This is a genomic window from Acidovorax sp. BLS4 (assembly GCF_032929295.1).
GTDB lineage: Bacteria > Pseudomonadota > Gammaproteobacteria > Burkholderiales > Burkholderiaceae_C > Paracidovorax.
In genome coordinates this window covers 4,867,374-4,891,081 of sequence record NZ_CP136797.1, presented here as the reverse complement: position 1 = coordinate 4,891,081, position 23,708 = coordinate 4,867,374, and the positions used below count along the sequence as shown (strand labels likewise).

Here is a 23,708-nt window from a genome sequence, read left to right as displayed (position 1 = left end):
GGGCTGGCCGCGCCGGATGCGGGGAGGGCCGCGCGGCGGCATCGTGCCGGCGCGGGCGCAAACCGGCAGTGTGCCACGGGGCCGGCGTGGTCGCTGTCCCTGGCAGGGCGGCGTTATGCTCGCCGCACCATGAAGCTGTTCAACTACTTCCGTTCATCGTCCTCGTACCGCGTGCGCATCGCCCTGGGGATCAAGGGCCTGCCTTACGACTATGTGCCGGTGCATCTGGTGCGTGCCGAACACCGCCTTCCCGCCTATGCCGACCGGCTGGGCGATCCGCTCGTGCCGGCGCTGGTCACCGACGACGGCCACACCCTGGCGCAGTCGCTGGCCATCATCGAGTACCTCGACGAGATGCATCCCGAGCCGCCCCTGCTGCCTGCCGACCCGCTCGGCCGCGCCCAGGTGCGGGCGCTGGCGCAGATGATCGCCTGCGAGATCCACCCCATCAACAACCTGCGCGTGCTCAAGTACCTCACGCAGGAACTGCAGCAGAGCGAAGACACCAAGACCGCCTGGTACCACCACTGGACGCGCAACGGCCTAGCGGCCTTCGAACGCCAGCTGGGCCTGCTAGCGCAGGAGCGGCTGGCCGCCGGACTGGCCCCCTCGCAGTTCTGCTGGGGCGACGTGCCCACGCTGGCCGACTGCTGCCTGGTGCCGCAGATCTTCAATGCCCAGCGCTTTCGCGTGAACCTGGACGGCCTGCCGCTCACCATGGCCGCGTGGGAAGCCGCCATGGCGCTGCCCGCCTTCCAGGGCGCGCACCCGTCCGCCTGCCCGGACCACGAAGCCTGACCGCGCCGATGCCCATGCCACCACCGGGCCACGATTGGCTGGTGCCCGACTGGCCGGCGCCCGCCCATGTGCGCGCGCTGTGCACCACGCGCGCGGGCGGCGTGAGCGCCGCGCCCTACGGCGCCCTCAACCTGGGCGACCACGTGGGGGACGATCCGCAGGCGGTGCAGGCCAACCGGCGCATCCTGGGCGACGCGCTGCGCTGGGGCGGCGGCCAGACGGCCCGGCCCGTCTTCCTGCGCCAGGTGCATGGCTGGCAGGTGGCCGCGCTCGGCCCCGACACCCCGGACGGCACCGAGGCCGATGCCTGCACGGCCACCGGGCCGGGTGTGGCCTGCACGATCATGGTGGCCGACTGCCTGCCGGTCCTGCTGACCGATGCGCGCGGCACCCGCGTGGCGGCCGCGCATGCGGGCTGGCGGGGGCTGGCAGGGCAGGACGGCCGCGGCGTGCTGGAAGCAGCCTTGGAGTGTTTTAGGCCTCCAGCACAATCAGAACTATGGCATATTGCTATAAAAAACGTAGCATCTGCTTCGCCGGCGCAGAAATCCGTGGCGGAGCCGGCGGCCGACTCCCGGGCTGATTGCATCGCCTGGCTGGGCCCCTGCATCGGCCCGACGGCGTTCGAAGTGGGCCCGGAAGTGCGCGCCGCGTTCTGCGACGCCCTGCCTGCGGCCGACCGGCATTTCAGCCCGCAGGGCGGAGGCAAATACCTCGCCGATCTGGCCGGCCTGGCGCGGCAGCGGCTGCAATCCCTGGGCGTGGACCGCGTCCACGGCAATGACGGCAGCGCCGCGTGGTGCACCGTGGGCCAGCCGTCACGGTTCTTTTCGCACCGGTACGGCAGCGCCTTCGGTGGCAGCGGGCGCTTCGCCGCCTGCATCTGGCTCGACCGCGCCGCCGGCGGCTGATGTCGGCGCTGGCGTGGGGGCGGGCGTCTGCCCTGCGGCTGCCGCCTGCGCGGCCTCGCGCTCGGCCAGCTGCCGCGCATGGATCGCGCGTTTGCGACCCGGCGTGCCCAGGATGTACACCACGATCGACATGGGCAGCAGCCCGTAGAGGGCGAGGGTAATGATGGCGCCAAGCACCGTGCCGTTCGGGGCCATGGCTTCGGCCACCGCCATCAGCAGCGTGACATACAGCCATCCAATGACAACGAGATACATGTGAGGGCCTGGGTTGGAAGGCAGTTGGTGAAAAAAGGCAAGCGGCGTTGCCACGGTGCTCGCCGCTCGGCAACAATGGCCGCAATGGTCCGCCCCTGACGCGGCCATGCATATTCTTGTGGAGGAGACGAACATGGCGGATTCTGAAGCACCCTGGGGAGCGGACACCCAGGCATTCCAGCAGTTCCAGCAAATGCTGGGCAAGGGTTGGACCCAGGCGATGCAGGCTTTCCAGCAGGCCGCCCCGGCGGGCGCTGCCGGCGCCTTCGCCAAGGCGCCTGCTGCTTCGGTGCAGTTCGCCCCCGAAAAGCTCGCGGCCCTGCAGCAGCAGTATGTGAAGGAGGCCACCGCGCTGTGGACGCAGGGCGCACAGGCCAACGCCAGCGCGGACCGCCGTTTCAGCGGCGAGGCCTGGGCCCAGAACCCCGTGGCCGCCTTCTCGGCGGCGGCCTACCTGCTCAACGCGCGCACCCTCATGGGCCTGGTCGATGCGGTCGAAGCCGATGCCAAGACCCGCGCGCGCATCCGGTTCGGCGTGGAGCAATGGATGGCGGCCATGGCGCCCAGCAACTTCCTCGCCTTCAATGCCGAGGCCCAGAAGAAAGCCATCGAAACGCAAGGCGAGAGCATCGCCAAGGGCGTGGCCAACCTGCTGCACGACCTGCGCCAGGGCCACGTCTCGATGACCGACGAAAGCCTGTTCGAGGTCGGCCGCAACGTGGCCACCACCGAGGGGGCGGTCGTGTTCGAAAACGCGCTGTTCCAGCTCATCGAATACAAGCCGCTCACGGACAAGGTGCACGAGCGGCCCTTCCTCATGGTGCCGCCGTGCATCAACAAGTTCTATATCCTCGACCTGCAGCCCGAGAACTCGCTGATCCGCCATGCGGTGAGCGAGGGGCACCGCACCTTCGTCGTGAGCTGGCGCAATCCGGACGATTCGCTGGCCCATCAAACCTGGGACGACTATGTGCAAGAGGGCGCGCTGACCGCCATCGGCACGGTGCAGGACATCACCGGCGCGGCGCAGATCAACGCCCTGGGTTTCTGCGTGGGCGGCACCATCCTGAGCAATGCGCTGGCCGTGCTGGCCGCGCGCGGCGAAGAGCCGGTGGCGAGCGCCACCTTCCTCACCACGCTCATCGACTTTTCCAACACCGGCATCCTGGACGTGTTCATCGACGAGGCGTTCGTGCAGTTCCGCGAGCTGCAGATGGGGAAGGGCGGCATGATGAAGGGGCAGGATCTGGCCTCCACGTTCAGCTTCCTGCGGCCCAACGATCTGGTATGGAACTACGTGGTGGGCAACTACCTCAAGGGCGAGACGCCGCCGCCGTTCGACCTGCTCTACTGGAACAGCGACAGCACCAATCTGCCCGGGCCCTTCTATGCCTGGTACCTGCGCAACTTCTACCTCGAGAACAACCTGGTGCGGCCCGGCCGGCTCACGGTGTGCGGCGAGGCCATCGACCTGAACCTCGTGGATCTGCCGGTGTACATCTACGGCTCGCGCGAAGACCACATCGTGCCCATTGACGCGGCGTATGCCTCCACCCAGGTGCTGCCGGGCAAGAAGCGCTTCGCCATGGGCGCGTCCGGCCACATCGCCGGCGTGATCAACCCGCCCTCCAAGAAAAAGCGCAGCCACTGGCTGCGCGAGGACGGCCAATTGCCCGGCACGCTCGACGAATGGCTCAAGGGCGCCACCGAGCACCCTGGCAGCTGGTGGACCGACTGGTCGCGCTGGCTCAAGGGCCATGCGGGCAAGCTGGTCGCGGCGCCCAAGGCCTATGGCCGCGGCACGCGTTTCAAGGCCACCGAACCGGCGCCGGGGCGCTACGTCAAGCAAAAAGCCTGACGCCGCAGTGCGCGCGCCGGGCGGCTGACACAATCTGCCGCACGGGCGCGCTGCGGCCCGCAGGGCTCCCCGATTTCAAGATTCCCGTTTCTGCACAAAAAGGACTGATATGGAAGACATCGTCATCGTTTCCGCCGTTCGCACGGCCGTGGGCAAGTTCGGCGGCGCGCTCGCCAAGACCCCCGCCACCGAGCTGGGCGCCATCGTCATCAAGGAGGCCCTGGCCCGCGCCAAGGTGCCGCTGGATCAGGTCGGCGAAGTCATCATGGGCCAGGTGCTGACGGCCGGCGTCGGCCAGAACCCCGCACGCCAGGCCATGATGAAGGCCGGCGTGGCCAAGGAAACCCCCGCCCTCACCATCAACGCGGTCTGCGGCTCGGGCCTGAAGGCCGTCATGCTGGCCGCCCAGGCCATCGCCACGGGCGACAGCGAGATCGTGGTGGCCGGCGGCCAGGAGAACATGAGCCTGTCGCCGCACGTGCTCAACGGCTCGCGCGAAGGCCAGCGCATGGGCGACTGGAAGATGGCCGACACCATGATCGTGGATGGGCTGTGGGACGTGTACAACCAGTACCACATGGGCATCACCGCCGAGAACGTGGCCAAGGAACACGGCATCACCCGCGAGCAGCAGGACGCGCTGGCCCTGGGCAGCCAGCAGAAGGCCGCCGCGGCACAGGATGCCGGCAAGTTCGCCGACGAGATCGTGACCGTCAGCCTGGCGCAGAAGAAGGGCGACCCCGTGCTCTTCAATGCCGACGAATACCTCAACCGCAAGACCAATGCGGAAGCCCTGTCGGGCCTGCGCCCGGCCTTCGACAAGGCCGGCTCCGTCACCGCGGGCAATGCGTCGGGCCTGAACGACGGCGCCGCCGCCGTGGTCGTGATGAGCGCCAAGAAGGCCGCCGAACTGGGCCTGGAGCCCCTGGCACGCATCGTGTCCTACGGCACCAGCGGCCTGGATCCCGCCACGATGGGCATGGGCCCGGTGTCGGCGACCCGCAAGGCGCTGAAGCGCGCCGGCTGGACCACGGACGACGTGGACCTGTTCGAGCTGAACGAGGCCTTCGCCGCCCAGGCCTGCGCGGTGAACCAGGCTTTGGGCCTGGATGCCGCCAAGGTGAACGTGAACGGCGGCGCCATCGCCATCGGCCACCCCATCGGAGCGTCCGGCTGCCGCGTGCTCGTCACACTGCTGCACGAGATGAAGCGCCGCGGCGCCAAGAAGGGCGTGGCCGCCCTGTGCATCGGCGGCGGCATGGGCGTGTCGCTGGCGGTCGAGCGGGCCTGAGCGGCGCGCGGTGCTTCTACCACCGCGCTGCTGCATCAAGCCAAAAGCCGCACTTCGGTGCGGCTTTTTTTTGCCTGCGGCGTGGCTGCTGCGGTTCTGATAGCACGCGGGGCCCGCATGGCTTTGTCAAAATTTGTGTGGCTCGGTGTTTTCCTCAGCGGCCGGGCGTGGAATCTTGGTTAGAGTGCTCGCGTGAATCGTTGATAAGGAGAACTCACATGAACCAGAAAGTAGCGTATGTCACAGGGGGCATGGGTGGCATCGGAACGGCCATCTGCCAGCGTTTGCACAAGGATGGTTTCAAGGTCATCGCGGGCTGCGGGCCCACGCGCGACCACGCCAAATGGCTGGCCGAGCAAAAGGCGCTGGGCTACACCTTCTATGCCTCGGTGGGCAATGTCGGCGACTGGGATTCCACCGTGGAGGCCTTCACGGCCACCAAAGCCGATCACGGCACCATCGACGTGCTGGTGAACAACGCGGGCATCACGCGCGACCGCATGTTCCTCAAGATGTCGCGCGAAGACTGGGATGCGGTCATCGAAACCAACCTCAACAGCATGTTCAACGTGACCAAACAGGTCGTGGGCGACATGGTGGAAAAGGGCTGGGGCCGCATCATCAACATCAGCAGCGTGAACGGCGAGAAGGGCCAGGCCGGGCAGACCAACTATTCCGCCGCCAAGGCCGGCATGCACGGCTTTTCGATGGCGCTGGCGCAGGAACTGGCGACCAAAGGCGTGACGGTGAACACCGTGAGCCCGGGCTACATCGGCACCGACATGGTGAAAGCCATCCGTCCCGACGTGCTGGAAAAGATCGTTGCCACGGTTCCGGTCAAACGCCTGGGCGAACCGAGCGAGATCGCATCGATCATCGCCTGGCTGGCCTCGGAAGAGGGCGGCTACGCCACGGGGGCCGATTTCTCGGTCAACGGCGGCCTGCACATGGGCTGAAAGGTGGTGGATGCCGCTTCGCGGCACCCGTCAAGGCAACAAAAACCCCGCCGAGGCGGGGTTTTTTCAATTTGGGGGGAGGAAATGGGGAGAAGGAAAGGAGGCGCTGGCGGAGGCTGTGGTGTCGAAGTGACCTGAGCCTTCTGGGTCGAAGCGCCAGCCGTTAGAGGCGGGCCGGTGCGCGCTTGCGGTCGCGTTCGTCTTCGGGCCAGGCGGACATGATAGCGGTGGTAGTCATACGGTTATCTCCTGTGATGGATGAACAACGCCCCGCCCGGAAGGCCCGTTGACAGAAGAATGCAAAAAAACGCAACCAGTTGGCGGCGATTTTTTTGCTCCTAAAAACGTAGCTAATCAATGAGTCCCCATTTGACACCGCATCGGAATTCAGTGGCAATGGTTACATGGTTTTACGCTTCGCTGGCTTGAGATTCGAGAGCTTCTACCTCGGATGAAATTTCCAGCCAGCGCTCTTCGAGCTGGTCGGTTTCATCGGCACAGGCTTTCAGCCGGCGCCCGTTTTCCGCGATTTCGGCCGGCGGCAGGGGCTGGGTCAGGCGTTCCTCGATCTCGGCTTTCTCGGCCGTGAGCGCGGCCAACCGCTGGTTGACCTTCTCCAGCTCGCGCTTCAAGGGCCGGGTTTTCTCGGCCAGCTGCTGCCGGGCCTGGGCCCCCAGCTTGCGTTGCTCCCGGGCATCGCGCGCCACGGGCGCAGCGGCCACTGGCGCGGGCGTCACCGAAGGCGCAGGGGCAACGGGGGCTGCCACCGGCGCGGCGGTCACCACCGCCACGGGTGCCGACGAAGCCGCGGACTCGGCCGCCTTGGCCTGCTCGCGCAGGCGTTTGGATTCCTCCAGCAGGTAGCGCTGGTAATCGTCCAGATCGCCGTCGAACGGGCCGACCACGCCGCGTCCCACCAGCCAGAATTCATCGCACACCGCCCGCAGCAATGCCCGGTCATGGCTGACCAGCATCACGGTGCCTTCGAACTCGTTGAGCGCCATGGACAGCGCCTCGCGGGTGGCCAGGTCCAGGTGGTTGGTAGGCTCGTCCAGCAGCAGCAGGTTGGGGCGCTGCCAGACGATCATCGCCAGCACCAGGCGGGCCTTTTCGCCACCGCTCATCGTGCCGACCGATTGCTTGACCATGTCGCCGGAGAAATTGAAGCTGCCCAGGTAGCTGCGCAGGTCCTGCTCGCGGCTGGGCTCGCGGGCGTTGGGGCCCAGTTCCTTGGCCAGGCGGATCATGTGCTCGAGCGGATTGTCGGAAGGCCGCAGCACGTCCAGTTCCTGCTGCGCGAAGTAGCCGATCGACAAGCCCTTGCCCTCGATGACCGAGCCGGCCAGCGGCTTCATCTCGCGCGCGATGGTCTTGACCAGCGTGGACTTGCCCTGGCCGTTCGCGCCCAGGATGCCGATGCGCTGGCCTGCCAGCACGGACCGGCTCACATGCCGCAGGATGGTCGTCGGCTCGCCTTCCTCGGGCGTGTACCCGAACGACGCGTCGCTGATCGCCAGCATGGGGTTGGGCAGGTTGACCGGCTCCTTGAATTCAAAAGTGAACTCCGCCTCGGCCAGCAGGGGCGCGATCTTTTCCATGCGCTCCAGCGCCTTGACGCGGCTTTGTGCCTGCTTGGCCTTGCTGGCCTTGGCCTTGAAGCGGTCGATGAACTTCTGCAGGTGGGCGATCTTGTCCTGCTGCTTGGCGAACGAGGCCTGCTGCAGCTCGATCTGTTGGGCACGCAGTTCCTCGAAGCGGCTGTAGTTACCGCCGTAGCGGTTCAGCTGGGCGTTCTCGATCTGCAACGTAACGTTGGTGATGGCATCGAGAAATTCGCGGTCATGGCTGATGACGATCAGCGTGCCGGCATAGCGCTTGAGCCACGCTTCCAGCCACACCAGAGCGTCCAGGTCCAAGTGGTTGGTGGGTTCATCGAGCAGCAGCAGGTCGCTGGGGCTCATCAGCGCCCGCGCCAACTGCAGGCGCATGCGCCAGCCGCCGGAGAAGCTGTTCACGGGGTGCTCCAGCTCGGACACGCGGAACCCCAGGCCCAGGATCAGCGCCTGGGCGCGCGGCACGGCATCATGGTCGCCCGCATCGGCCAGGTCGGAATAGGCATGCGCGATGGCCATGCCGTCCTCGTCCTGCTCGGCCTGGACCAAGGCCTGGCGCAGTTCGGCCAGTCGCGTGTCGCCGTTGAGCACGAATTCGGTGGCCGATTCCGAGGTCTCCGGCATGTTCTGCGCGACCTGGGCCATGCGCCACTGCGGTGGAATGAAGAAGTCGCCGCCATCCTCGTGCAGCGTGCGGTTGAGCAGTGCGAAGAGGCTGGATTTGCCCGCGCCGTTGCGCCCGACCAGGCCCACGTTCTCCCCGGGGTTGATGGTGACGGAGACGCGGTCGAGCAGGACCTTGGCGCTGCGGCGCAAGGTAACGTTTTTGAGTGTGATCATCGATAAGAACCAGCAAGGGCGTTCAAAAACGCCCGAAGAAAAAACGGAGGACTGGATGGCAAGCACCAGCCCGGCGCGCGCCGCAAACGGCAGCCCGCGCGAAGGGAGCAGGGCGCCTGGGCGCCCCCGGTCGGCAGTGCGAAATCAGGTCGGGTGTGCCACCAATGCCTCGCGGGTGATCAGCAGCACCTGGTCCTCGCCAGTGCTCGTGTCGAGCCAGAACACAGGCAGGTCCGGAAAGGCGGCTTCGAAATGGCTGCGCTCGTTGCCGATCTCCAGCACCAGCACGCCGTCTTCCCTCATGCAGCCGGGCGCCTGCGCCAGCAGGCGGCGCACGAAGTCCATGCCATCCGGGCCACCGGCCAGGGCGAGCGCGGGCTCGGCGAGGTATTCCGGGGGCAGCGCCGCCATGCTCTGGGCATTCACGTAGGGGGGGTTGCAGAGGATCAGGTCCCACGGGCCCAGCACAGCGTCCAGCCCGTCGGACTGTTGCAAGGCCACGCGCTCTTGCAGGCCGTGCTTGTCCACATTGATGCGGGCCACGGCCAGCGCTTCGGGCGAGATGTCGGCCCCGGTGACCTGCACGTCCGGATAGACCATGGCCGCCAGGATAGCCAGGCTGCCGTTGCCGGTGCACAGGTCCAGCACGGCCCGCGTCTGCTCGCCCAAAAATCCGTCGATGCCGCCGTCCAGTGGCGGATTCACCAGCAGTTCGGCGATGAAGCTGCGCGGCACGATGGCCCGCTCGTCCACGTAGAACGGAACGCCCTGCAGCCACGCTTCGCGCGTCAGGTAGGCCGCGGGTTTGCGGGTGGCGATGCGCTCTTCGAACAGCGCGGCCACGCGGGCTTGATCGGCCGCAGCCACGGTGCGGGCGGAGACGGGCTCCAGGCCATCGTCCAGCGGCTCGTCCAGGGCAATGCCCAGGCGCCACAGCACCAGCCACACAGCCTCGTCGCGCGCATTGGCGGTGCCGTGACCGAAGGCCACGCCCGAGGCCTCCAGCCGCGCGGTGCCGGAGGCGATCAGGGCGCCGACCGTGTCGCCATGCACCTGGGCCCCGGTGGTTTGCGCCGCTTCGCTCATGCGCCCGCCTGTGCGTTCAGATGCTCGAGCGTGCGGCGGTAGATGTTCTTCAGCGGCTCGATGTCGGCCACGACCACGTGCTCGTCGATCTTGTGGATGGTGGCGTTGGGTGGGCCCAGTTCGATCACCTGCGGGCAGATCTGCGCGATGAAGCGCCCATCACTGGTGCCGCCGGTGGTGGACAGCTCGGTGTCCAGGCCCGTTTCATCCAGCACCGCCTGCTGCACGGCCCGCACCAGTTCGCCGGGCTCCGTGAGAAAGGGCTGCCCGCCCAAGGTCCAGGACAGGCCGTATTCGAGGCCGTGGCGGTCCAGCAGCGCATGCACGCGCTGCTTCAGGCCCTCGGCCGTCGATTCGGTGGAAAAGCGGAAGTTGAAGTCGATCACCACCGCACCCGGGATGACGTTGGTCGCGCCCGTGCCGCCGTGCATGTTGCTGATCTGCCAGCTGGTGGGCGGAAAGAAGGCGTTGCCCTCGTCCCAGCGGATGGCGGCCAGTTCGGCCAGCGCCGGGAGGGCCTGGTGGATGGGGTTGCGCGCCAGTTGCGGGTAGGCGATGTGGCCCTGCACGCCCCGCACGGTGAGCCGCCCGCTGAGTGTGCCGCGGCGGCCGTTCTTGATCATGTCGCCGGTCTTCTCGACTGAAGTGGGTTCACCCACGATGCAGTAATGCAGCGCCTCGCCACGCTCGCGGAGCCGATCGACCACCACCTTGGTGCCGTCCACCGAGGGGCCTTCTTCGTCGCTGGTGAGCAGGAACGCGATCTGCAGGCCCGGCTGGGGCGTGGCTGCCAGGAACTCTTCCACGGCGACGACGAAGGCGGCGATCGAGGTCTTCATGTCGCTCGCGCCGCGCCCATAGAGCTTGCCGCCGCGGTGCATGGGCGTGAAGGGATCGCTGCCCCATTGCTCGACGGGGCCGGTCGGCACCACATCGGTGTGGCCGGCGAATACTATGGTTTTGATAGCGTCATGCCCTAGTGCTGATTGCGCTGCGGGCCGTTTTGCCCACAGGTTGCTGACGCGGAAATCGTCCGGTCCGCTGTCCATGCGTTCGCAGTCGAAGCCGAGCGGCCGAAGGCGGTCGGCCAGCAGCTCCAGGCAGCCCGCGTCGTTCGGGGTGATGGAGGGGCGGGCAATGAGCTGTTCGGCCAAGTGCAGGGTTCGGGACATCGTGTGGGCAGGCGGTTCGGGCGAAGGAGGGCGGGGCAGGTCAGGACGGCTTGACGTCCAGCACGATCTCGGTGAAGGACGGCTGGTCTTCCTCTTCCCGCGCGGCCTCGCTCTGGGCTTTGGCGTTCTTGGAAGCCAGGGAGAAATCGTTCTGCAGCCGCCACATCAGGTTGGTGGGCGAGTCGGCATAGGCCATGCCTTCCTTGCGATCGATGCGGCCTTCGAGGATGAGCTGGGCCAGCGCCTCCTCGAACGTCTGAGAGCCTTCGGCCATGGACTTTTCCATGGCTTCGCGCACGCCCGAGAAGTCGCCCTTCTCGATCAGGTCGCCCACCAGCTTGGTGTTGAGCATGACCTCGACGGCGGGCACGCGGTCGCCGGCCGGGGTGCGCACCAGGCGCTGCGACACGATGGCCTTGAGCGCCGAGCCCAGGTCGCCCAGCATGGTGGGGCGCACCTCGACGGGGTAGAAGCTCAAAATCCGGTTGAGCGCGTGGTAGCTGTTGTTGCCGTGCAGGGTGGCCAGGCACAGGTGCCCCGACTGCGCATAGGCGATGGCTGCGGACATGGTCTCGCGGTCGCGGATTTCGCCGATCAGGATCACGTCGGGCGCCTGGCGCAGGGCGTTTTTCAGGGCGGTCTGCAGCGACTGCGTGTCGGCGCCGATCTCGCGCTGGTTCACGATCGACTTCTTGTTGCGGAACTGGTATTCCACCGGGTCTTCCACGGTCAGGATGTGGCCGGTGAGTTGCTCGTTGCGGCTGTCGATCATCGAGGCGAGCGTGGTGCTCTTGCCCGAGCCCGTGGCGCCGACGACCAGCAGCAGACCGCGCTTTTCCAGGATGAGGTCGCTCAGCACCGGCGGCAGGTTCAGCGAGGCCAGCGGCGGAATGTGCTGCGCGATGAAGCGGATCACCACCGCGTAGCTGCCGCGCTGGCGCATGGCGCTCACGCGAAAGCGCCCGACGCCGGTGAGCGGCACGCCCATGTTGAGTTCACCGGTTTCCTCCAGCTCCTCGATGCGGTCGGGCGAGACGATCTCGGCCAGCAGGTTCTTCGGCGCGTCGGCCGGAAGCACCTGGCTGTTGATCGGCACGCACTCGCCGTTGATCTTGATCAGCGCCGGCGCGTTGGCCGACAGGTACACGTCCGACGCCCGCTTTTCGGCCATCAGTCGAAGAATCCGTTCCATCGTGCTCATGGGGATTGCTCTTTCGTTCGTCGGGGTGCGGGTCGCGGGTGGACGGGCGGATCGGATCCGGGGCGGTGCGGTGCGGCGTGCGGTGCTGTCAGTCGCGCAGCAGGTCGTTCAGGCTGGTGGTGGAGCGGGTCTTGGCATCCACCTTCTTGACGATGATGGCGGCGTACATGCTGTAGCGGCCATTGTCTTTGGGCAGGTTGCCGCTCACCACGACCGAGCCGGCCGGCACGCGGCCGAAGCTGGTCTCGCCGGTGGCGCGGTCGTAGATGGGGGTGCTCTGACCGATGTACACGCCCATCGAGATGACCGAGTTCTCTTCCACGATCACGCCTTCGACGATTTCCGAGCGCGCGCCGATGAAGCAGTTGTCCTCGATGATGGTCGGGTTGGCCTGCAGCGGCTCCAGCACGCCGCCCAGCCCCACGCCGCCGGACAGGTGGACGTTCTTGCCCACCTGGGCGCAGCTGCCCACGGTGGCCCAGGTATCGACCATGGTGCCTTCGTCCACGTAGGCGCCGATGTTCACGTAGCTGGGCATCAGGATGGCGCCCTTGGCGATGTAGCTGCCGCGGCGCGCCACGGCGGGGGGCACCACGCGCACGCCGGTGGCGGCCATTTCCTGGGCCGACAGGTGGCCGAACTTCGTGGGCACCTTGTCGTAGAAGCCCAGCTCGCCGGCCTTCATGATTTCGTTGTCCTTGAGGCGGAACGACAGCAGCACGGCCTTCTTGATCCACTGGTGCACCGTCCACTGCCCGACGCCTTCGCGCGTGGCCACGCGCAGCTTGCCGTTGTTCAGCTCGGCGATCACGTGTTCCACGGCATCCTGCACCTCCTTGGGGGCCGCGGCGGGCGAGAGGCTGGCGCGGTTGTCCCAGGCGTTGTCGATGAGGGTCTGAAGTTGTTGGGTCATGGGTCGGTTCAGGGATGGGATTGGATGAATTGCACGATGCGCTGGGCTGCCTCCACGCATTCTTCGGCTTCGGCCACCAGGGCCATGCGGATGCGTTGCGCGCCGGGGTTGACGCCGCCGGCCTCGCGGGCGAGGTAGCTGCCGGGCAGCACCGTCACATTGTATTGAGCGAGCAGTTCGCGGGCGAACTGCGCATCGGTCAGGCCCAGGGCGTCGGGCACGCGGGCCCAGAGGTAGAAGCCCGCGTCGGGCAGCGCCACGTCCATCACGCGGGCCAGCAGCGGCGTGACGTCTTCGAACTTGCGGCGGTAGAGCGCGCGGTTCTCGTCCACGTGCTGCTCGTCGTTCCAGGCCGCGATGCTCGCGCCCTGCACGGCCGGGCCCATGGCGCTGCCATGGTAGGTGCGGTAGAGCAGGAAGGCCTGGATCAGCCGGGCGTCACCCGCCACGAAGCCGCTGCGCAGGCCGGGCACGTTGCTGCGCTTGGACAGGCTGGTGAAGGCGACCAGGTTGCGGAAATCGGCGCGGCCGAGCTGGGCCGCGGCCTCCAGCCCGCCCAGCGGCGGCTCGCCCTGGAAGTAGATCTCGCTATAGCACTCGTCCGAGGCGATGACGAAGCCGTGGCGGTCGCTCAGCTCGAAGAGCTTTCGCCATTCGGCCAGCGGCATGACCGCGCCTGTCGGATTGCCCGGGGAACACACGAAGAGCAGCTGCGTGTTCTGCCAGACGCCCTCGGGCACGCTGTCCCAGTCCACGGCGAAGTTGCGGGCCGGGTCGCTGGGCGCGTAGTAGGGCGTGGCGCCCGACAGCAGCGCCGCGCCTTCGTAGATTTGATAGAAGGGATTGGGGCAAACCACCGTTGCGCCCGCGCGCGTTGGGTCGATGATGGTCTGCGCGAAGGCGAACAGTGCCTCGCGCGATCCGTTGATGGGCAGCACCTGGGTGGCGGCGTCCACCGCCAGGCCGTAGCGCCGCTGCATCCAGTCGGCGCAGGCCTGGCGAAGTCGCGGCTCGCCGGCCGTGGCGGGGTAGCTGGCCAGGCCCGACAGGCTTTGGGTGAGCGCTTCCTTGATGAAGGCGGGCGTGGGGTGGCGGGGTTCCCCCATGCCGAGGCTGATGGCGCGGTACGACGCGGGGGGCGTGACCCCCGCGAAGAGCTGTCGCAGCCGCTCGAAGGGGTAGGGCTGCAGGTGGGAGAGCAGGGGATTCATGGGCCGCCATTATGGTGGATGGAGCGCGGCCTTCCGCCGGGTACGCGTCCACCCGCAATGGCCCCGGGAAGGGGTTGGCGGGGCGGTGGAGACGGGCCGGCGCACGCCGTGTTCGCCGCCGGTGGCACGGTTTCGGGTTCGGCGCGCGTCAATCGCGCGTAAGTCGCAGCCTTTAGCATTCGCGCACTAAAAGCGCTTGGGGAGACATCGGAATGGGTTCATTTTCGCCAATGGGGCCGGGCGTGCGGCTGATGCGCCGCCTGGCGCTGCCCGCCAAGATGGCGCTGCTGTCGGCCACCGCGTTGGCTTCGATGCTGGCCTTGGCGCTGGCCACGCAGGGCCGCTGGTGGTGGTTCGCTGCCGGAAGCGGTCTGGTCGCCTACCTGGCGGCGGCGATGCACCGCGGCATGGCGGACGACCTCGCGGTGCTGGCCCATGCCATGGACAGCGCAGCGCGCGGCGACCTGGGAGCGCGGCCGCGCATCGTGGGGCAGGACGAAATGGCCCGACTGGGTGGCCTGCTGGAGCGCATGGTGCTCATGCTGTCGTCGATGGTGGCCGACATCCGCAGCAATGCCGCGCTGGTTGCCCATGCCGGCGAAAGCCTGGCCGCGGACAACCGGGCGCTGGCCGAGCGCACCGAGCAGCAGGCCGCCAATCTGGAGCAGACCGCCGCGAGCGTCGAACAACTGTCCTCCACAGTGCAGCAGAACGCCGAAACCGCCCGCTCGGCGGACCAGCAGGCGGCCCAGGTACGCACCTCGGCCGATGCGGGCGCGCAGGCCATGGGCCGGGCGGTGCAGTCGGTCGAGGCCATCCAGCAGGGTGCCAGTCGCATGGCCGAGATCACGGCGGTGATCGACGGCATCGCCTTCCAGACCAACATCCTGGCGCTGAACGCGGCGGTGGAGGCGGCCCGCGCGGGTGAGCAGGGCCGGGGATTCGCCGTGGTGGCGTCCGAAGTGCGGTCGCTGGCCGGGCGATCGGGCGCGGCGGCGCGTGAGATCCGTGACCTCATCGGCGACTCGGTGCGCCAGGTGGAGACCAGCGCGCAGCTGATCCGGGCGGCGGGCTCGGGCATCGCCGAGATGGCGGGTGGCGTGCGCAGCGTGGCCGCCAACGTGAGCGAGATCTCGGCCTCCAGCGCCGAGCAGAGCACCGGCCTCAGCGAAATCAGCGCCGCCGTCCAGCAGCTCGACCAGATCACCCAGCGCAACGCCCAGATGGTGGGCCAGGCCGTGCACCAGGCCGAGGCGCTGGAACACCGCGCCTCCACGCTCTCGCGGGCGGTGATGTCGTTCCGCCTGCAGCAGGGCACCGCCGACGAGGCCAAGGCGCTGGTGGAGCGGGCTGTGGCCCTGGCGCGCACGGCGCCCCAGGCCAGCCTGCTGCGCACGCTGACGGACCCGGCCCAGCCCTTTCATGACCGGGACATGTACGTGTTTGCCCTGCGCTTGGACGGCACCTACCTGGCCTTCGGCGGCAATCCAGCCAAGGTCGGGTCCCGCGTGCAGGACATTCCCGGCATCGACGGCGCGGCGCTGATGGCATCCATCACGGGCCAGGCCGATCAGGGGCCGGGATGGGTGGAGTACAACATCACCAACCCGGCCACCGGCGGGGTGCAGACCAAGATGTCGTTCGTGTGCAAGGCCGGGGACATCTACCTGGGTTGCGGCGTCTACAAGTCGCTCATTGCTTCGGCCTGAGCTCGGCCGGCCAGGCCAGACCACCGGCATCCAAAGAAGAAAACGGATGGGCCTGCGTTGCCTGCGGGCCCTCGCGTCAGCCGGCGGAACGCCTGGCGCGGGCCCGCTCCATGGCGGCGGCGATGGCGGCCTGCTTGGCATCTCCGGGCGGCGCCAAGGATGAGGCCGCCCCTGCGTCGGCTGAGGCCGTAGCGGGCTCCGGGGTCGGCAGCAAGGCGGGTGCCGCCTGTGCGTCACGGGCCAGCCGCTGGGTGCGGGCCGCGTAGCGGTCCCGGGCGTGCCCGGCCTGTGCCGCGGACCAGGCGGCCCAGCCGGTCGCGCTGCCGCTGGCGTTTTCCAGCACGATGCAATCGACCGGGCACACGGGAATGCACAGTTCGCAGCCCGTGCAATGGTCCTCGATCACCGTGTGCATCTGCTTGTTGGCTCCCAGGATCGCGTCCGTGGGGCAGGCCTTGAGGCACAGCGTGCAGCCGATGCACCAGGCCTCGTCGATGAACGCCACGGCGCGCGGCCCTTCGGTGCCGTGTTCGGGCGACAGCGGCCGCACTGGCCGCTGCGTGAGGGCGGCCAGGCGTTCCACGCCTTCGGCGCCACCGGGCGGGCATTGGTTGATGCCTGCCTCGGCCGTGGCGACCGCCAGGGCATAGGCCGCGCAATCGGGGTAGCCGCAGCGGGTGCACTGCGTCTGCGGCAGCACCGCATCGATGCGCGCCGCGAGCGCGCGGACGGCGTCCGCGGCGGGGGTCAAGCCTTGCGGGGCGCGCGCTTGGCGCGCGGCGCGCTGGCGGCGGCGGTGGCCGCGGCCTTCAGCCCGGCTGTGTCCGCGTGCACGGCCGCCGCAGCACCGGTGCGGCGGCGCGGTGCGTCGTCGCTGGGCAGGGGCGTGGTGCCGGTGTCGGCCGCGTGGGCGGGCTCATGGGCCAGGATGAAGTCGCGCACCTGGGGGTACACCAGCTCACGCCAGCGGCGGCCGCTGAAGATGCCGTAGTGGCCCGCGCCCTTCACTTCGTAGTGGCTGCGGTTCTTCTGGGCGATGCCGGTGCACAGGCTGTGCGCGGCCTCGGTCTGGCCGGAGCCGGAGATGTCGTCCAGCTCGCCTTCAACGGTGAGCAGCGCGGTGGTGTGGATGTCCTGCGGGCGCACGCGCTCGGGCTGGCCGTCAGGGGCGCGCACATCCCAGGTGCCGTGCACGAGGCTGTAGTCCTGGAAGACGGTCTTGATGGTTTCCAGGTAATAGTCCGCATCCATGTCCAGCACGGCGTTGTATTCGTCGTAGAACTTGCGGTGGGCCTCGGCGCTGGCGTCGTCGCCCTTGATGAGGTCCTTGAAGTAGTCGTAGTGGCTGGTGGCGTGGCGGTCGGGGTTCATCGCCACGAAGCCCGTGTGTTGCAGGAAGCCGGGGTAAACGCGCCGGCCCGCGCCGGGGAAGCTGTCGGGCACGCGGTAGATCACGTTGTTCTCGAACCACTCGTAGCTGCGGTTCGTGGCCAGGTTGTTCACCGCGGTGGGGGATTTGCGCGCGTCGATGGGCCCGCCCATCATGGTCATGGACAGCGGGGTGGTCTCGCCGCGGCTGGCCATGAGCGACACGGCGGCCAGCACCGGCACCGTGGGCTGGCACACGCTGACCACGTGGCAGTTGCCGTAGCGCGACTGCAGGTGGCGGATGAACTCCTGCACGTAGTTCACGTAGTCATCCAGATGGAAGGCACCGTCGGCCAGCGGCACGAGGCGGGCATTCTTCCAGTCGGTGATGTAGACCTTGTGGCCCTGCAGCATGGTGCGCACGGTGTCGCGCAGCAGCGTGGCGTAGTGGCCCGACAACGGCGCCACGATCAGCACGGCGGGCTGCTGCTTGATGTGGGTGAGGGTGGCGGGGTCGTCCGAGAAGCGCTTGAAGCGGCGCAACTCGCAAAAGGGCTTGTCGATCTCCACCCGTTCGTGGATGGCGACATCGGTGCCCTCCACGCTGACGGTGTGGATGCCGAACACCGGCTTCTCGTAATCCTTGCCCAGGCGGTACAGCAGGTCATAGCCCGCGGACATGCGCTGGGCGAAGACCGTCTGGCTGAAGGGCGACACGGGGTTGCTGTAGAGCTTGGAGGCGGTCTGGGCAAAGTCCGCGAACGGCTCCATGAGCGAACGCTGGGTTTCGTAGATGTTGTAAAGCATTTGGCGCGAAACTCCGGATATGTTGCAGTGCAATATAGCAGTACAACGCAACCCCTGTATGGCGTGAAAGTACTGACAACGAGTCACCTATGCGACAAATGGAAACAATTGTCGCGTGACGGCAGGCTGTTTGTTTGCTATTAAAAATATAGCACCATGCCCTAGTGATGATTGCGCTGAGGGCTGTTTTGGTGGTCGGTGCCTGGACGTGTCGTCAGGCCTGTTCTTTCAGCCATGCCTCGAACGCCTCGCGCGAACTGTTGCGCAATGCCCGTCGGAACGTGGTGCGGTCGCCCAGGTAAAGGCAGTGGCGGATGACCGTGTAGGCGTTGAAGCTGCCCTGCGGGTTGTGGTCCTCGAAGTGCTGCTTGTAGCGTTTGACGGTGCCGATGGTGGCGCGCATCAGGGTGTTGAAGCGGGCCCGGGTGATGGTGGGCGACCATGCGCGGATGTCGTCCACGAACAAGTCCACCTTGTGCGGCTCGAAGTCCTGGTCCTTGAAGAAGTGGTTCGCGATCTTGAGGAACGTGAACGCATTGAGCTCGCTGCCCGCCGCCTGCGCCTTCTCGGCGGGGGCCGACTCCAGGTCGGTGTCGTCGTCGGGTTCGGCGGTTTCGTCGGGTGCCTGCCGCAGTTCGGCCTCGGTCGCGTCGCGGATCTGCAGGAACTCGCGGTCGGCCAGCTCGAAGAGGGCCGACAGCACGTTGATGCGCCGCTTGAGCTGCCCGGGGATCGATTTCTTGTACTTGATCTTGTGGTCCAGCACGCTCCAGGAGTCCTGGATGATCGTGCGCACCTGCAGCTCGACCGGCTGGTGGGCATAGGCCGCGTGTTCGGCCAGGGCCGCCTGGGTCGGCGTCAGCCGCAGGTCCAGGTGCAGGCCCTTGTAGCCGAAGGAGTCCTCGGTGCTCTCCACCGCCGTCACCTTGTCGGTCACGTCGATCACGTCGAAGTGCGATCGCACGGCCTGCGCCACCTTTTCCAGTTCGTCCTCGTACAGGCACACCACCCGCACGCCGATCAGGTCGGTGATGTAGGGGCGGATTTCGTAGGGGGTGTTGCTTTCTTCCAGCGCCGCGCGGTACTTGCGCGAGAACTTGTTCACGCATTCGCGGCGGTCCTTCACGCGCCCCTCGACCTTGGTGATGTCCAGGTGGGGCGTGCGCGAGAGGATGGCCTGCAGCAGCGCCATATAGGAGGCGCAGGCGTACTGCAGCGCAGGCAGTTCCTGGGCATAGGCGGCTTCGAAACCTTTTTCTTCCCGGGAGAAATCGAGCGAGGGCATGGGCAAAAAGAAACGGTGCTTGAGGGCGATGGCCTCCACGGCGGGCCACCGTCCGAGCCGCCATCGTAGTCCAACTGCATTGCCCGGGCCCGGTGCCCGGAACGGCGCCGGCCGTGCCGGCCGGATTTACCGCGTGGCCGCCAGTTCGGCCGAGGTGTCCAGGGCGGCCGGGACATCGGAAGGCGCGCCGCGCTGCGGCGCCTGCGCGAGGGCCATCACCTCGTGCGCGGGCAGGCCCTTCAGCCGGTGGTCGCTCCACACCTGCCGCCAGCGACGCGCGCCCGGCAGGCCGTGGCGCAGCCCCAGCATGTGGCGGGCGATCGAATACCAGTGGGTGCCATGCAGCGCTGCCTCGCGTGCCATGTAGTCCACCATCGCAGCCTCGACCCCCTCGCGCGTGAGGGCGTTGTCGGCGGCGCCGAAGTAGAGCGCGTCCCAGCGCGCGAGCCACCAGGGGTTGTGGTACGCCTCGCGCCCCACCATGGCGCCATCGACCCGGCCCAGCGCATCGGCCACGGCCTCGTCGGTGGCCAGGCCGCCGTTCAAGGCGATGGTGAGGTGCGGAAAATCCGCCTTCAGGCGCTGCACCACGTCGTACCGCAGCGGCGGGATCTCGCGGTTTTCCTTGGGCGACAGGCCCTTGAGCCAGGCATTGCGCGCATGGACGATGAACACGTTGCAGCCCGCATCCGCCACGGTGCCGATGAAGTCGCGCACGAAGCCGTAGTCTTCGCTCTGGTCGATGCCGATGCGGTGCTTGACCGTGACCGGCACGTCCACCACATCGACCATGGCCTTCACGCCGTCGGCTACCAGTTGCGGCTCGTTCATCAGGCAGGCGCCGAAAGCGCCGCGCTGCACGCGCTCGCTGGGGCAGCCGCAGTTGAGGTTGATCTCTCCGTAGCCCCACTGCGCACCCAGCCGCGCGGCCTGGGCCAGATCGGCCGGCTCGCTGCCGCCCAGTTGCAGGGCCACCGGGTGCTCCTCGGCGTTGAAGCGCAGGTGCCGCTCCACGTCGCCATGGATCAGCGCGCCGGTCGTCACCATCTCGGTGTAGAGCAGCGCATGGCGGCTCAGCAGGCGGTGCAGGTAGCGGCAGTGGCGGTCGGTCCAGTCCATCATGGGCGCGACGGACAGGCGCCAGGGACTGTAGGGAGCGGTGGACATGGGCACGGACAGAAAAAGCGGCAGGCAGGGGAGACAGGGCTGGGGAAGGGCAGGGCGCATTATCCCATCGGACCGGGGAAGACGGATTCAAAGGGAAATGCGCCCATGCCGGCGGATTGATTGCCTGTGTTGCTATGCAATCAGGAGCAAACGGCAGCACCTTCAGTCGCCGGCGCCCCGCCGGTCGATCTTGCGGCTGAGCACGATGCTGGTCTGCGTCTGGTGCACGCCCTCCAGCTGGCCGATGCGGTCGAGCAGCGCATCGAGCTGTTCATGGCTGGTGCAGCGCAGAAACACGAGGTAGTCGAACGCACCGCTCACGGCCGAGACCTCTTCCACCTCGGGCAGCGCACCGAGCATGCGCAGCACCGCCGGCGAGGCCTTGGGCAGCACGCTCAGGCTGCACCAGGCGCGCACGGCCTGCGCCTGCAGCGGCGCGCCCAGCCGCACGCCGTAGCCGGCCACGATGCCCTCTCGCTCCAGCCGGGCGATGCGCGCGACGACGGTGGTGCGCGCCAGGCCCAGGCGGCGGGCGAGCAGCGCGGTGCTTTCGCGCGCGTTGGCTTGCAGCAGGCTGAGCAGGCGGCGATCGGTGTCGTCCATTTCGGTGGCCATGGCGGGGTCCTTTGGAACAGGGCTGCGAATGCGTCAGTCATTTTCGTCGTTTCGGCGAATGAATGAAGCAAATACGACGTTTTGCACGCTACACATCGACAGCATCGGCGCCTAGCATGGCTGCATCCATCCCTTCGTTGCAACCCCCTTGAGGAGACCGCCATGCCTTCCACCCCATCGACCCATCGCATCGCCATCCTGGGCGCGGGCCACATTGGTTTTGCCATGGCCGTGCTGCTGCAGGAGGTGGGCGAATACCAGATCACCGTGGCCGACCGGGACCCCGAGGCGCTGGCCCGGGTGGCGGCGCTGGGCGTCGGCACCGTGCTGCTGCAGGACGATGGCGCCCTGGAGGCGGCCGTGGCCGGGCAGTTCGCCGTATTGAATGCGTTGCCGTTCCACCGCGCCGTGCCGGTGGCCACGCTGTGCGCCCGCCACGGGGTGCACTACTTCGACCTGACCGAAGACGTGCGCAGCACCCAGGCGATCCGTACCCTCGCGCACGATACCCGCAGCGTGCTGATGCCGCAGTGCGGGCTGGCGCCGGGCTTCATCGGCGTGGTGGGCAACGATCTGGCGCGGCGCTTCGACACGCTGCACGACCTGCGCATGCGCGTGGGCGCGTTGCCGCGCTACCCGCTGGGCGCGCTGCGCTACAACCTGACGTGGAGCACCGAAGGCCTCATCAACGAATACTGCAACCCCTGCGAAGCCATCGTGGACGGCCAGCCCACCACCGTGGCGGCGCTGGACGGACTGGAGACCTTCGCGCTCGACGGGGTGGAATACGAGGCCTTCAACACCTCGGGCGGGCTGGGCACCCTGCCCGAAACCTGGGCCGGCCGGGCCCGCCGCATGGATTACCAGTCGATCCGCTACCCGGGGCACTGCGCCATCCTGAAGCTGCTGCTGAACGACCTGCGCCTGCGCGACCGGCGTGACCTGCTCAAGGACATTTTCGAGGCCGCCATTCCGGCCACCGAGCAGGACGTGATCGTCGTCTTCGCCAGTGCATCGGGCCTGCGCGGCGGGCGGCTCGTGCAGGACGCGTACTCGGCACGCATCGTCGGCGCCACGGTGGGCGGGCACGCGCTGAATGCCATCCAGCTGACCACGGCGGCCAGCATCTGCGCGGCACTGGACCTGGTGGTGCAGGGGCGGCTGCCGCAGTCCGGGTTCATCCGGCAGGAGCAGATCGCGCTGGGGGATTTCCTGGGCAATCGCTTCGGCCGGGCCTATCGCGATCACGCGCTGGCGCAGGCTGAAGGGGCAACTGCCGCCTGAACCGGAGCGAAGATGGACCGGGGACGGGGAGGGCTGCGCAGTTCGCGGGGCGGCATCTCGGTTCGCCCACGGTCGCTCCGGACCGCGGCGGGCGCAGTGGAATACCGGCCTCGGTTTCCTCCTCCATTCCATGCGCCGGTGCCAGGGTCTGCGCCCATCCCCCGCCCGCGTGCATCACCCGCGCACCTCTGATCGATGACCACGGCATTTTTCCGACAGCCACTTCCAGCGACGGCACCGCCGCATTCGGTGGGCGCGCCCACTCCGCAAGGCCCTCCACCCGGTGCCCCAGTACGCATCCCGATGCGGCACAGCACGGCAGGGCCGTTGCACGGGTTGGCTGTTCAACGGCCGCCGCGCCTCTCTACCGGCTCCGGGCCGATGCGGGCCCGTCTGGAGGCCCCAACGGTGATCGACATGGCCTCGGTCGATATCGCCGATGCCCTTTGGGTGGTCGATCTGCCGCACGCCGGCGGCGCCCGCAGCCTGCCGTCCAGGGCCACGCAGGCCTTGCAGCGGGCGGTGCTGGAGGGCATGCGGGATTTCGCGGGGCAGGCGTACACCGTGGATTTCGACGAGATCACCGGCCGGGGCGGCATGCGCTTCGCCGCCGATCAGTCCAGCGCGGCCACCAAGTGCTGGGACCACCTGGAGCACCCGCAGGTGCTCGCGGTCGTGCTGGGGTTTGCCGGCACACGCATGGAAGACCGCGACGATCTGATGTGCGACCTCAAGTCGCAGATTCCCCGGCCCCATGCCAATCCGCTGGACCCGGGCCTTCCTGACCTGGGACAGGTGGGCAGCGGTTGGCAGGAGCGGTGGCATGCCGAAGCGCTGGCGCCGCGTGCCAACGGGCTGGATCTGGGTGGCCTGCTGATGCGCTATGCCGGCATGGCGCGGGACAGCGGTAAGGCACTGTCGGTCTCGGTGGTGGGACACAGCCTCGGGGCGGCGGTGGCCACGCTGGCCAGCTTCGACATCGCGCATTTTCTGGACGCCAACGGCGCGCGTGGCAAGGTCAGCACCTACGCCTTCAACCCGCCGCGCCTGGGGATGGAGGCCGTCGCGCAGCGCTACGTCGCCCCGAAGACCGCAGGGGGCATGGCCTTCGCGCTGCGCCAGTTCACCCGGTCGCTGGACCCGATCCAGTCCATGCCGATGCTCATGCACCACCCGGGCTGGGTGGCGTCGGCACAGCCAGGGACCTACTCCGCGGCAGGCAATCCCCGGATCGTCACTTACCAGGACCGATGGGCTGACCGGATCAATCTGTCCGCCAACCACGAGCTGCCCCAGTGGCAGCCCGTGATCGCATCGGCCATGCATCCGGTGGACCTGGAGCACCTCTTCAGCGCGCCGTAGGGGCAG

At 67.8% G+C, this 23,708-nt stretch carries 20 protein-coding genes; 8 read left to right on the top strand and 12 right to left on the bottom strand.

Annotated elements, in window-relative coordinates; genetic code table 11:
- Positions 1 to 129: 129 nt before the first annotated feature.
- Both maiA and R1Z03_RS22505 read left to right on the top strand, forming a co-directional pair.
- On the top strand, positions 130 to 798 hold the full coding sequence (gene maiA, locus R1Z03_RS22510; protein ID WP_317355372.1) for a maleylacetoacetate isomerase: 669 nt from the start codon (positions 130 to 132) through the stop codon (positions 796 to 798).
- 14 nt (positions 799 to 812) lie between these two features.
- Positions 813 to 1,709 carry a laccase domain-containing protein gene (locus R1Z03_RS22505; RefSeq protein ID WP_317355369.1) on the top strand — a complete coding sequence of 299 codons (897 nt, stop codon included), beginning with the start codon at positions 813 to 815 and terminating at the stop codon, positions 1,707 to 1,709.
- Here R1Z03_RS22505 and R1Z03_RS22500 read toward each other — a convergent pair.
- Complete coding sequence (locus R1Z03_RS22500; RefSeq protein WP_317355366.1) at positions 1,617 to 1,964, bottom strand: hypothetical protein; 348 nt, start codon at positions 1,962 to 1,964, stop codon at positions 1,617 to 1,619. The two genes, R1Z03_RS22505 and R1Z03_RS22500, sit on opposite strands and share 93 nt — an antisense overlap.
- 133 nt (positions 1,965 to 2,097) lie before the next feature.
- On the opposite strand from R1Z03_RS22500, the gene R1Z03_RS22495 reads away from it, so the two are divergent.
- The 3 genes from R1Z03_RS22495 to phbB all read left to right on the top strand — a co-directional run bounded on the left by R1Z03_RS22495 (position 2,098) and on the right by phbB (position 6,069).
- The gene (locus R1Z03_RS22495) at positions 2,098 to 3,822 is read left to right on the top strand and encodes a class I poly(R)-hydroxyalkanoic acid synthase (RefSeq protein ID WP_317355363.1); all 1,725 of its coding nucleotides are present in this window, start codon (positions 2,098 to 2,100) and stop codon (positions 3,820 to 3,822) included.
- Positions 3,823 to 3,931: 109 nt separating this feature from the next.
- Complete coding sequence (locus R1Z03_RS22490; protein ID WP_317355360.1) at positions 3,932 to 5,113, top strand: acetyl-CoA C-acetyltransferase; 1,182 nt, start codon at positions 3,932 to 3,934, stop codon at positions 5,111 to 5,113.
- Positions 5,114 to 5,331: 218 nt separating this feature from the next.
- Positions 5,332 to 6,069, top strand: coding sequence for an acetoacetyl-CoA reductase (phbB, locus tag R1Z03_RS22485; protein ID WP_284404332.1), 738 nt, complete (start codon positions 5,332 to 5,334; stop codon positions 6,067 to 6,069).
- A gap of 410 nt (positions 6,070 to 6,479) precedes the next feature.
- On the opposite strand, the gene R1Z03_RS22480 is transcribed toward phbB, so the two are convergent.
- From R1Z03_RS22480 to dapC, 6 genes are all read right to left on the bottom strand, one after another.
- On the bottom strand, positions 6,480 to 8,522 hold the full coding sequence (locus R1Z03_RS22480; RefSeq protein ID WP_317355355.1) for an ATP-binding cassette domain-containing protein: 2,043 nt from the start codon (positions 8,520 to 8,522) through the stop codon (positions 6,480 to 6,482).
- Between the two features lie 144 nt (positions 8,523 to 8,666).
- The gene (gene prmB / locus R1Z03_RS22475; protein WP_317355353.1) at positions 8,667 to 9,608 is read right to left on the bottom strand and encodes a 50S ribosomal protein L3 N(5)-glutamine methyltransferase; all 942 of its coding nucleotides are present in this window, start codon (positions 9,606 to 9,608) and stop codon (positions 8,667 to 8,669) included.
- A complete protein-coding gene (dapE, locus tag R1Z03_RS22470; RefSeq protein WP_317355350.1) occupies positions 9,605 to 10,780 on the bottom strand; it encodes a succinyl-diaminopimelate desuccinylase in 1,176 nt (391 codons plus the stop codon). Before dapE ends, prmB begins: the two co-directional genes overlap by 4 nt.
- A gap of 40 nt (positions 10,781 to 10,820) precedes the next feature.
- The gene (locus R1Z03_RS22465; RefSeq protein WP_284431151.1) at positions 10,821 to 11,981 is read right to left on the bottom strand and encodes a PilT/PilU family type 4a pilus ATPase; all 1,161 of its coding nucleotides are present in this window, start codon (positions 11,979 to 11,981) and stop codon (positions 10,821 to 10,823) included.
- A gap of 88 nt (positions 11,982 to 12,069) precedes the next feature.
- Positions 12,070 to 12,894 (bottom strand): 2,3,4,5-tetrahydropyridine-2,6-dicarboxylate N-succinyltransferase, encoded by an 825-nt coding sequence (gene dapD / locus R1Z03_RS22460; protein WP_272569511.1) that lies wholly within the window; start codon positions 12,892 to 12,894, stop codon positions 12,070 to 12,072.
- 8 nt (positions 12,895 to 12,902) lie between these two features.
- Positions 12,903 to 14,105 carry a succinyldiaminopimelate transaminase gene (gene dapC, locus R1Z03_RS22455; RefSeq protein WP_317355347.1) on the bottom strand — a complete coding sequence of 401 codons (1,203 nt, stop codon included), beginning with the start codon at positions 14,103 to 14,105 and terminating at the stop codon, positions 12,903 to 12,905.
- A 212-nt stretch (positions 14,106 to 14,317) separates the two neighbouring features.
- Between dapC and R1Z03_RS22450 the strand changes: the two genes are divergently transcribed.
- A complete protein-coding gene (locus R1Z03_RS22450; protein WP_317355345.1) occupies positions 14,318 to 15,814 on the top strand; it encodes a methyl-accepting chemotaxis protein in 1,497 nt (498 codons plus the stop codon).
- Positions 15,815 to 15,890: 76 nt separating this feature from the next.
- Here R1Z03_RS22450 and rsxB read toward each other — a convergent pair whose 3' ends face one another.
- The 5 genes from rsxB to R1Z03_RS22425 form a co-directional block, all read right to left on the bottom strand.
- The gene (gene rsxB, locus R1Z03_RS22445; protein ID WP_317355343.1) at positions 15,891 to 16,565 is read right to left on the bottom strand and encodes an electron transport complex subunit RsxB; all 675 of its coding nucleotides are present in this window, start codon (positions 16,563 to 16,565) and stop codon (positions 15,891 to 15,893) included.
- A complete protein-coding gene (locus R1Z03_RS22440; protein ID WP_317355340.1) occupies positions 16,562 to 17,989 on the bottom strand; it encodes a polyhydroxyalkanoate depolymerase in 1,428 nt (475 codons plus the stop codon). The genes rsxB and R1Z03_RS22440 overlap by 4 nt, the downstream gene beginning before the upstream one ends.
- A gap of 214 nt (positions 17,990 to 18,203) precedes the next feature.
- Entirely contained in the window at positions 18,204 to 19,274 is a 1,071-nt protein-coding gene (locus tag R1Z03_RS22435) for a (p)ppGpp synthetase (protein WP_317355337.1), read from the bottom strand.
- Positions 19,275 to 19,400: 126 nt separating this feature from the next.
- A complete protein-coding gene (gene dusA / locus R1Z03_RS22430) occupies positions 19,401 to 20,441 on the bottom strand; it encodes a tRNA dihydrouridine(20/20a) synthase DusA (RefSeq protein ID WP_317355334.1) in 1,041 nt (346 codons plus the stop codon).
- A gap of 162 nt (positions 20,442 to 20,603) precedes the next feature.
- The gene (locus R1Z03_RS22425; RefSeq protein ID WP_272569505.1) at positions 20,604 to 21,056 is read right to left on the bottom strand and encodes an Lrp/AsnC family transcriptional regulator; all 453 of its coding nucleotides are present in this window, start codon (positions 21,054 to 21,056) and stop codon (positions 20,604 to 20,606) included.
- A gap of 162 nt (positions 21,057 to 21,218) precedes the next feature.
- On the opposite strand from R1Z03_RS22425, the gene R1Z03_RS22420 reads away from it, so the two are divergent.
- Both R1Z03_RS22420 and xopAP read left to right on the top strand, forming a co-directional pair.
- Positions 21,219 to 22,340 carry a saccharopine dehydrogenase NADP-binding domain-containing protein gene (locus tag R1Z03_RS22420; RefSeq protein ID WP_317355331.1) on the top strand — a complete coding sequence of 374 codons (1,122 nt, stop codon included), beginning with the start codon at positions 21,219 to 21,221 and terminating at the stop codon, positions 22,338 to 22,340.
- Positions 22,341 to 22,721: 381 nt separating this feature from the next.
- Positions 22,722 to 23,702 carry a XopAP family type III secretion system effector gene (xopAP, locus tag R1Z03_RS22415; protein WP_317355328.1) on the top strand — a complete coding sequence of 327 codons (981 nt, stop codon included), beginning with the start codon at positions 22,722 to 22,724 and terminating at the stop codon, positions 23,700 to 23,702.
- Positions 23,703 to 23,708: the final 6 nt, after the last annotated feature.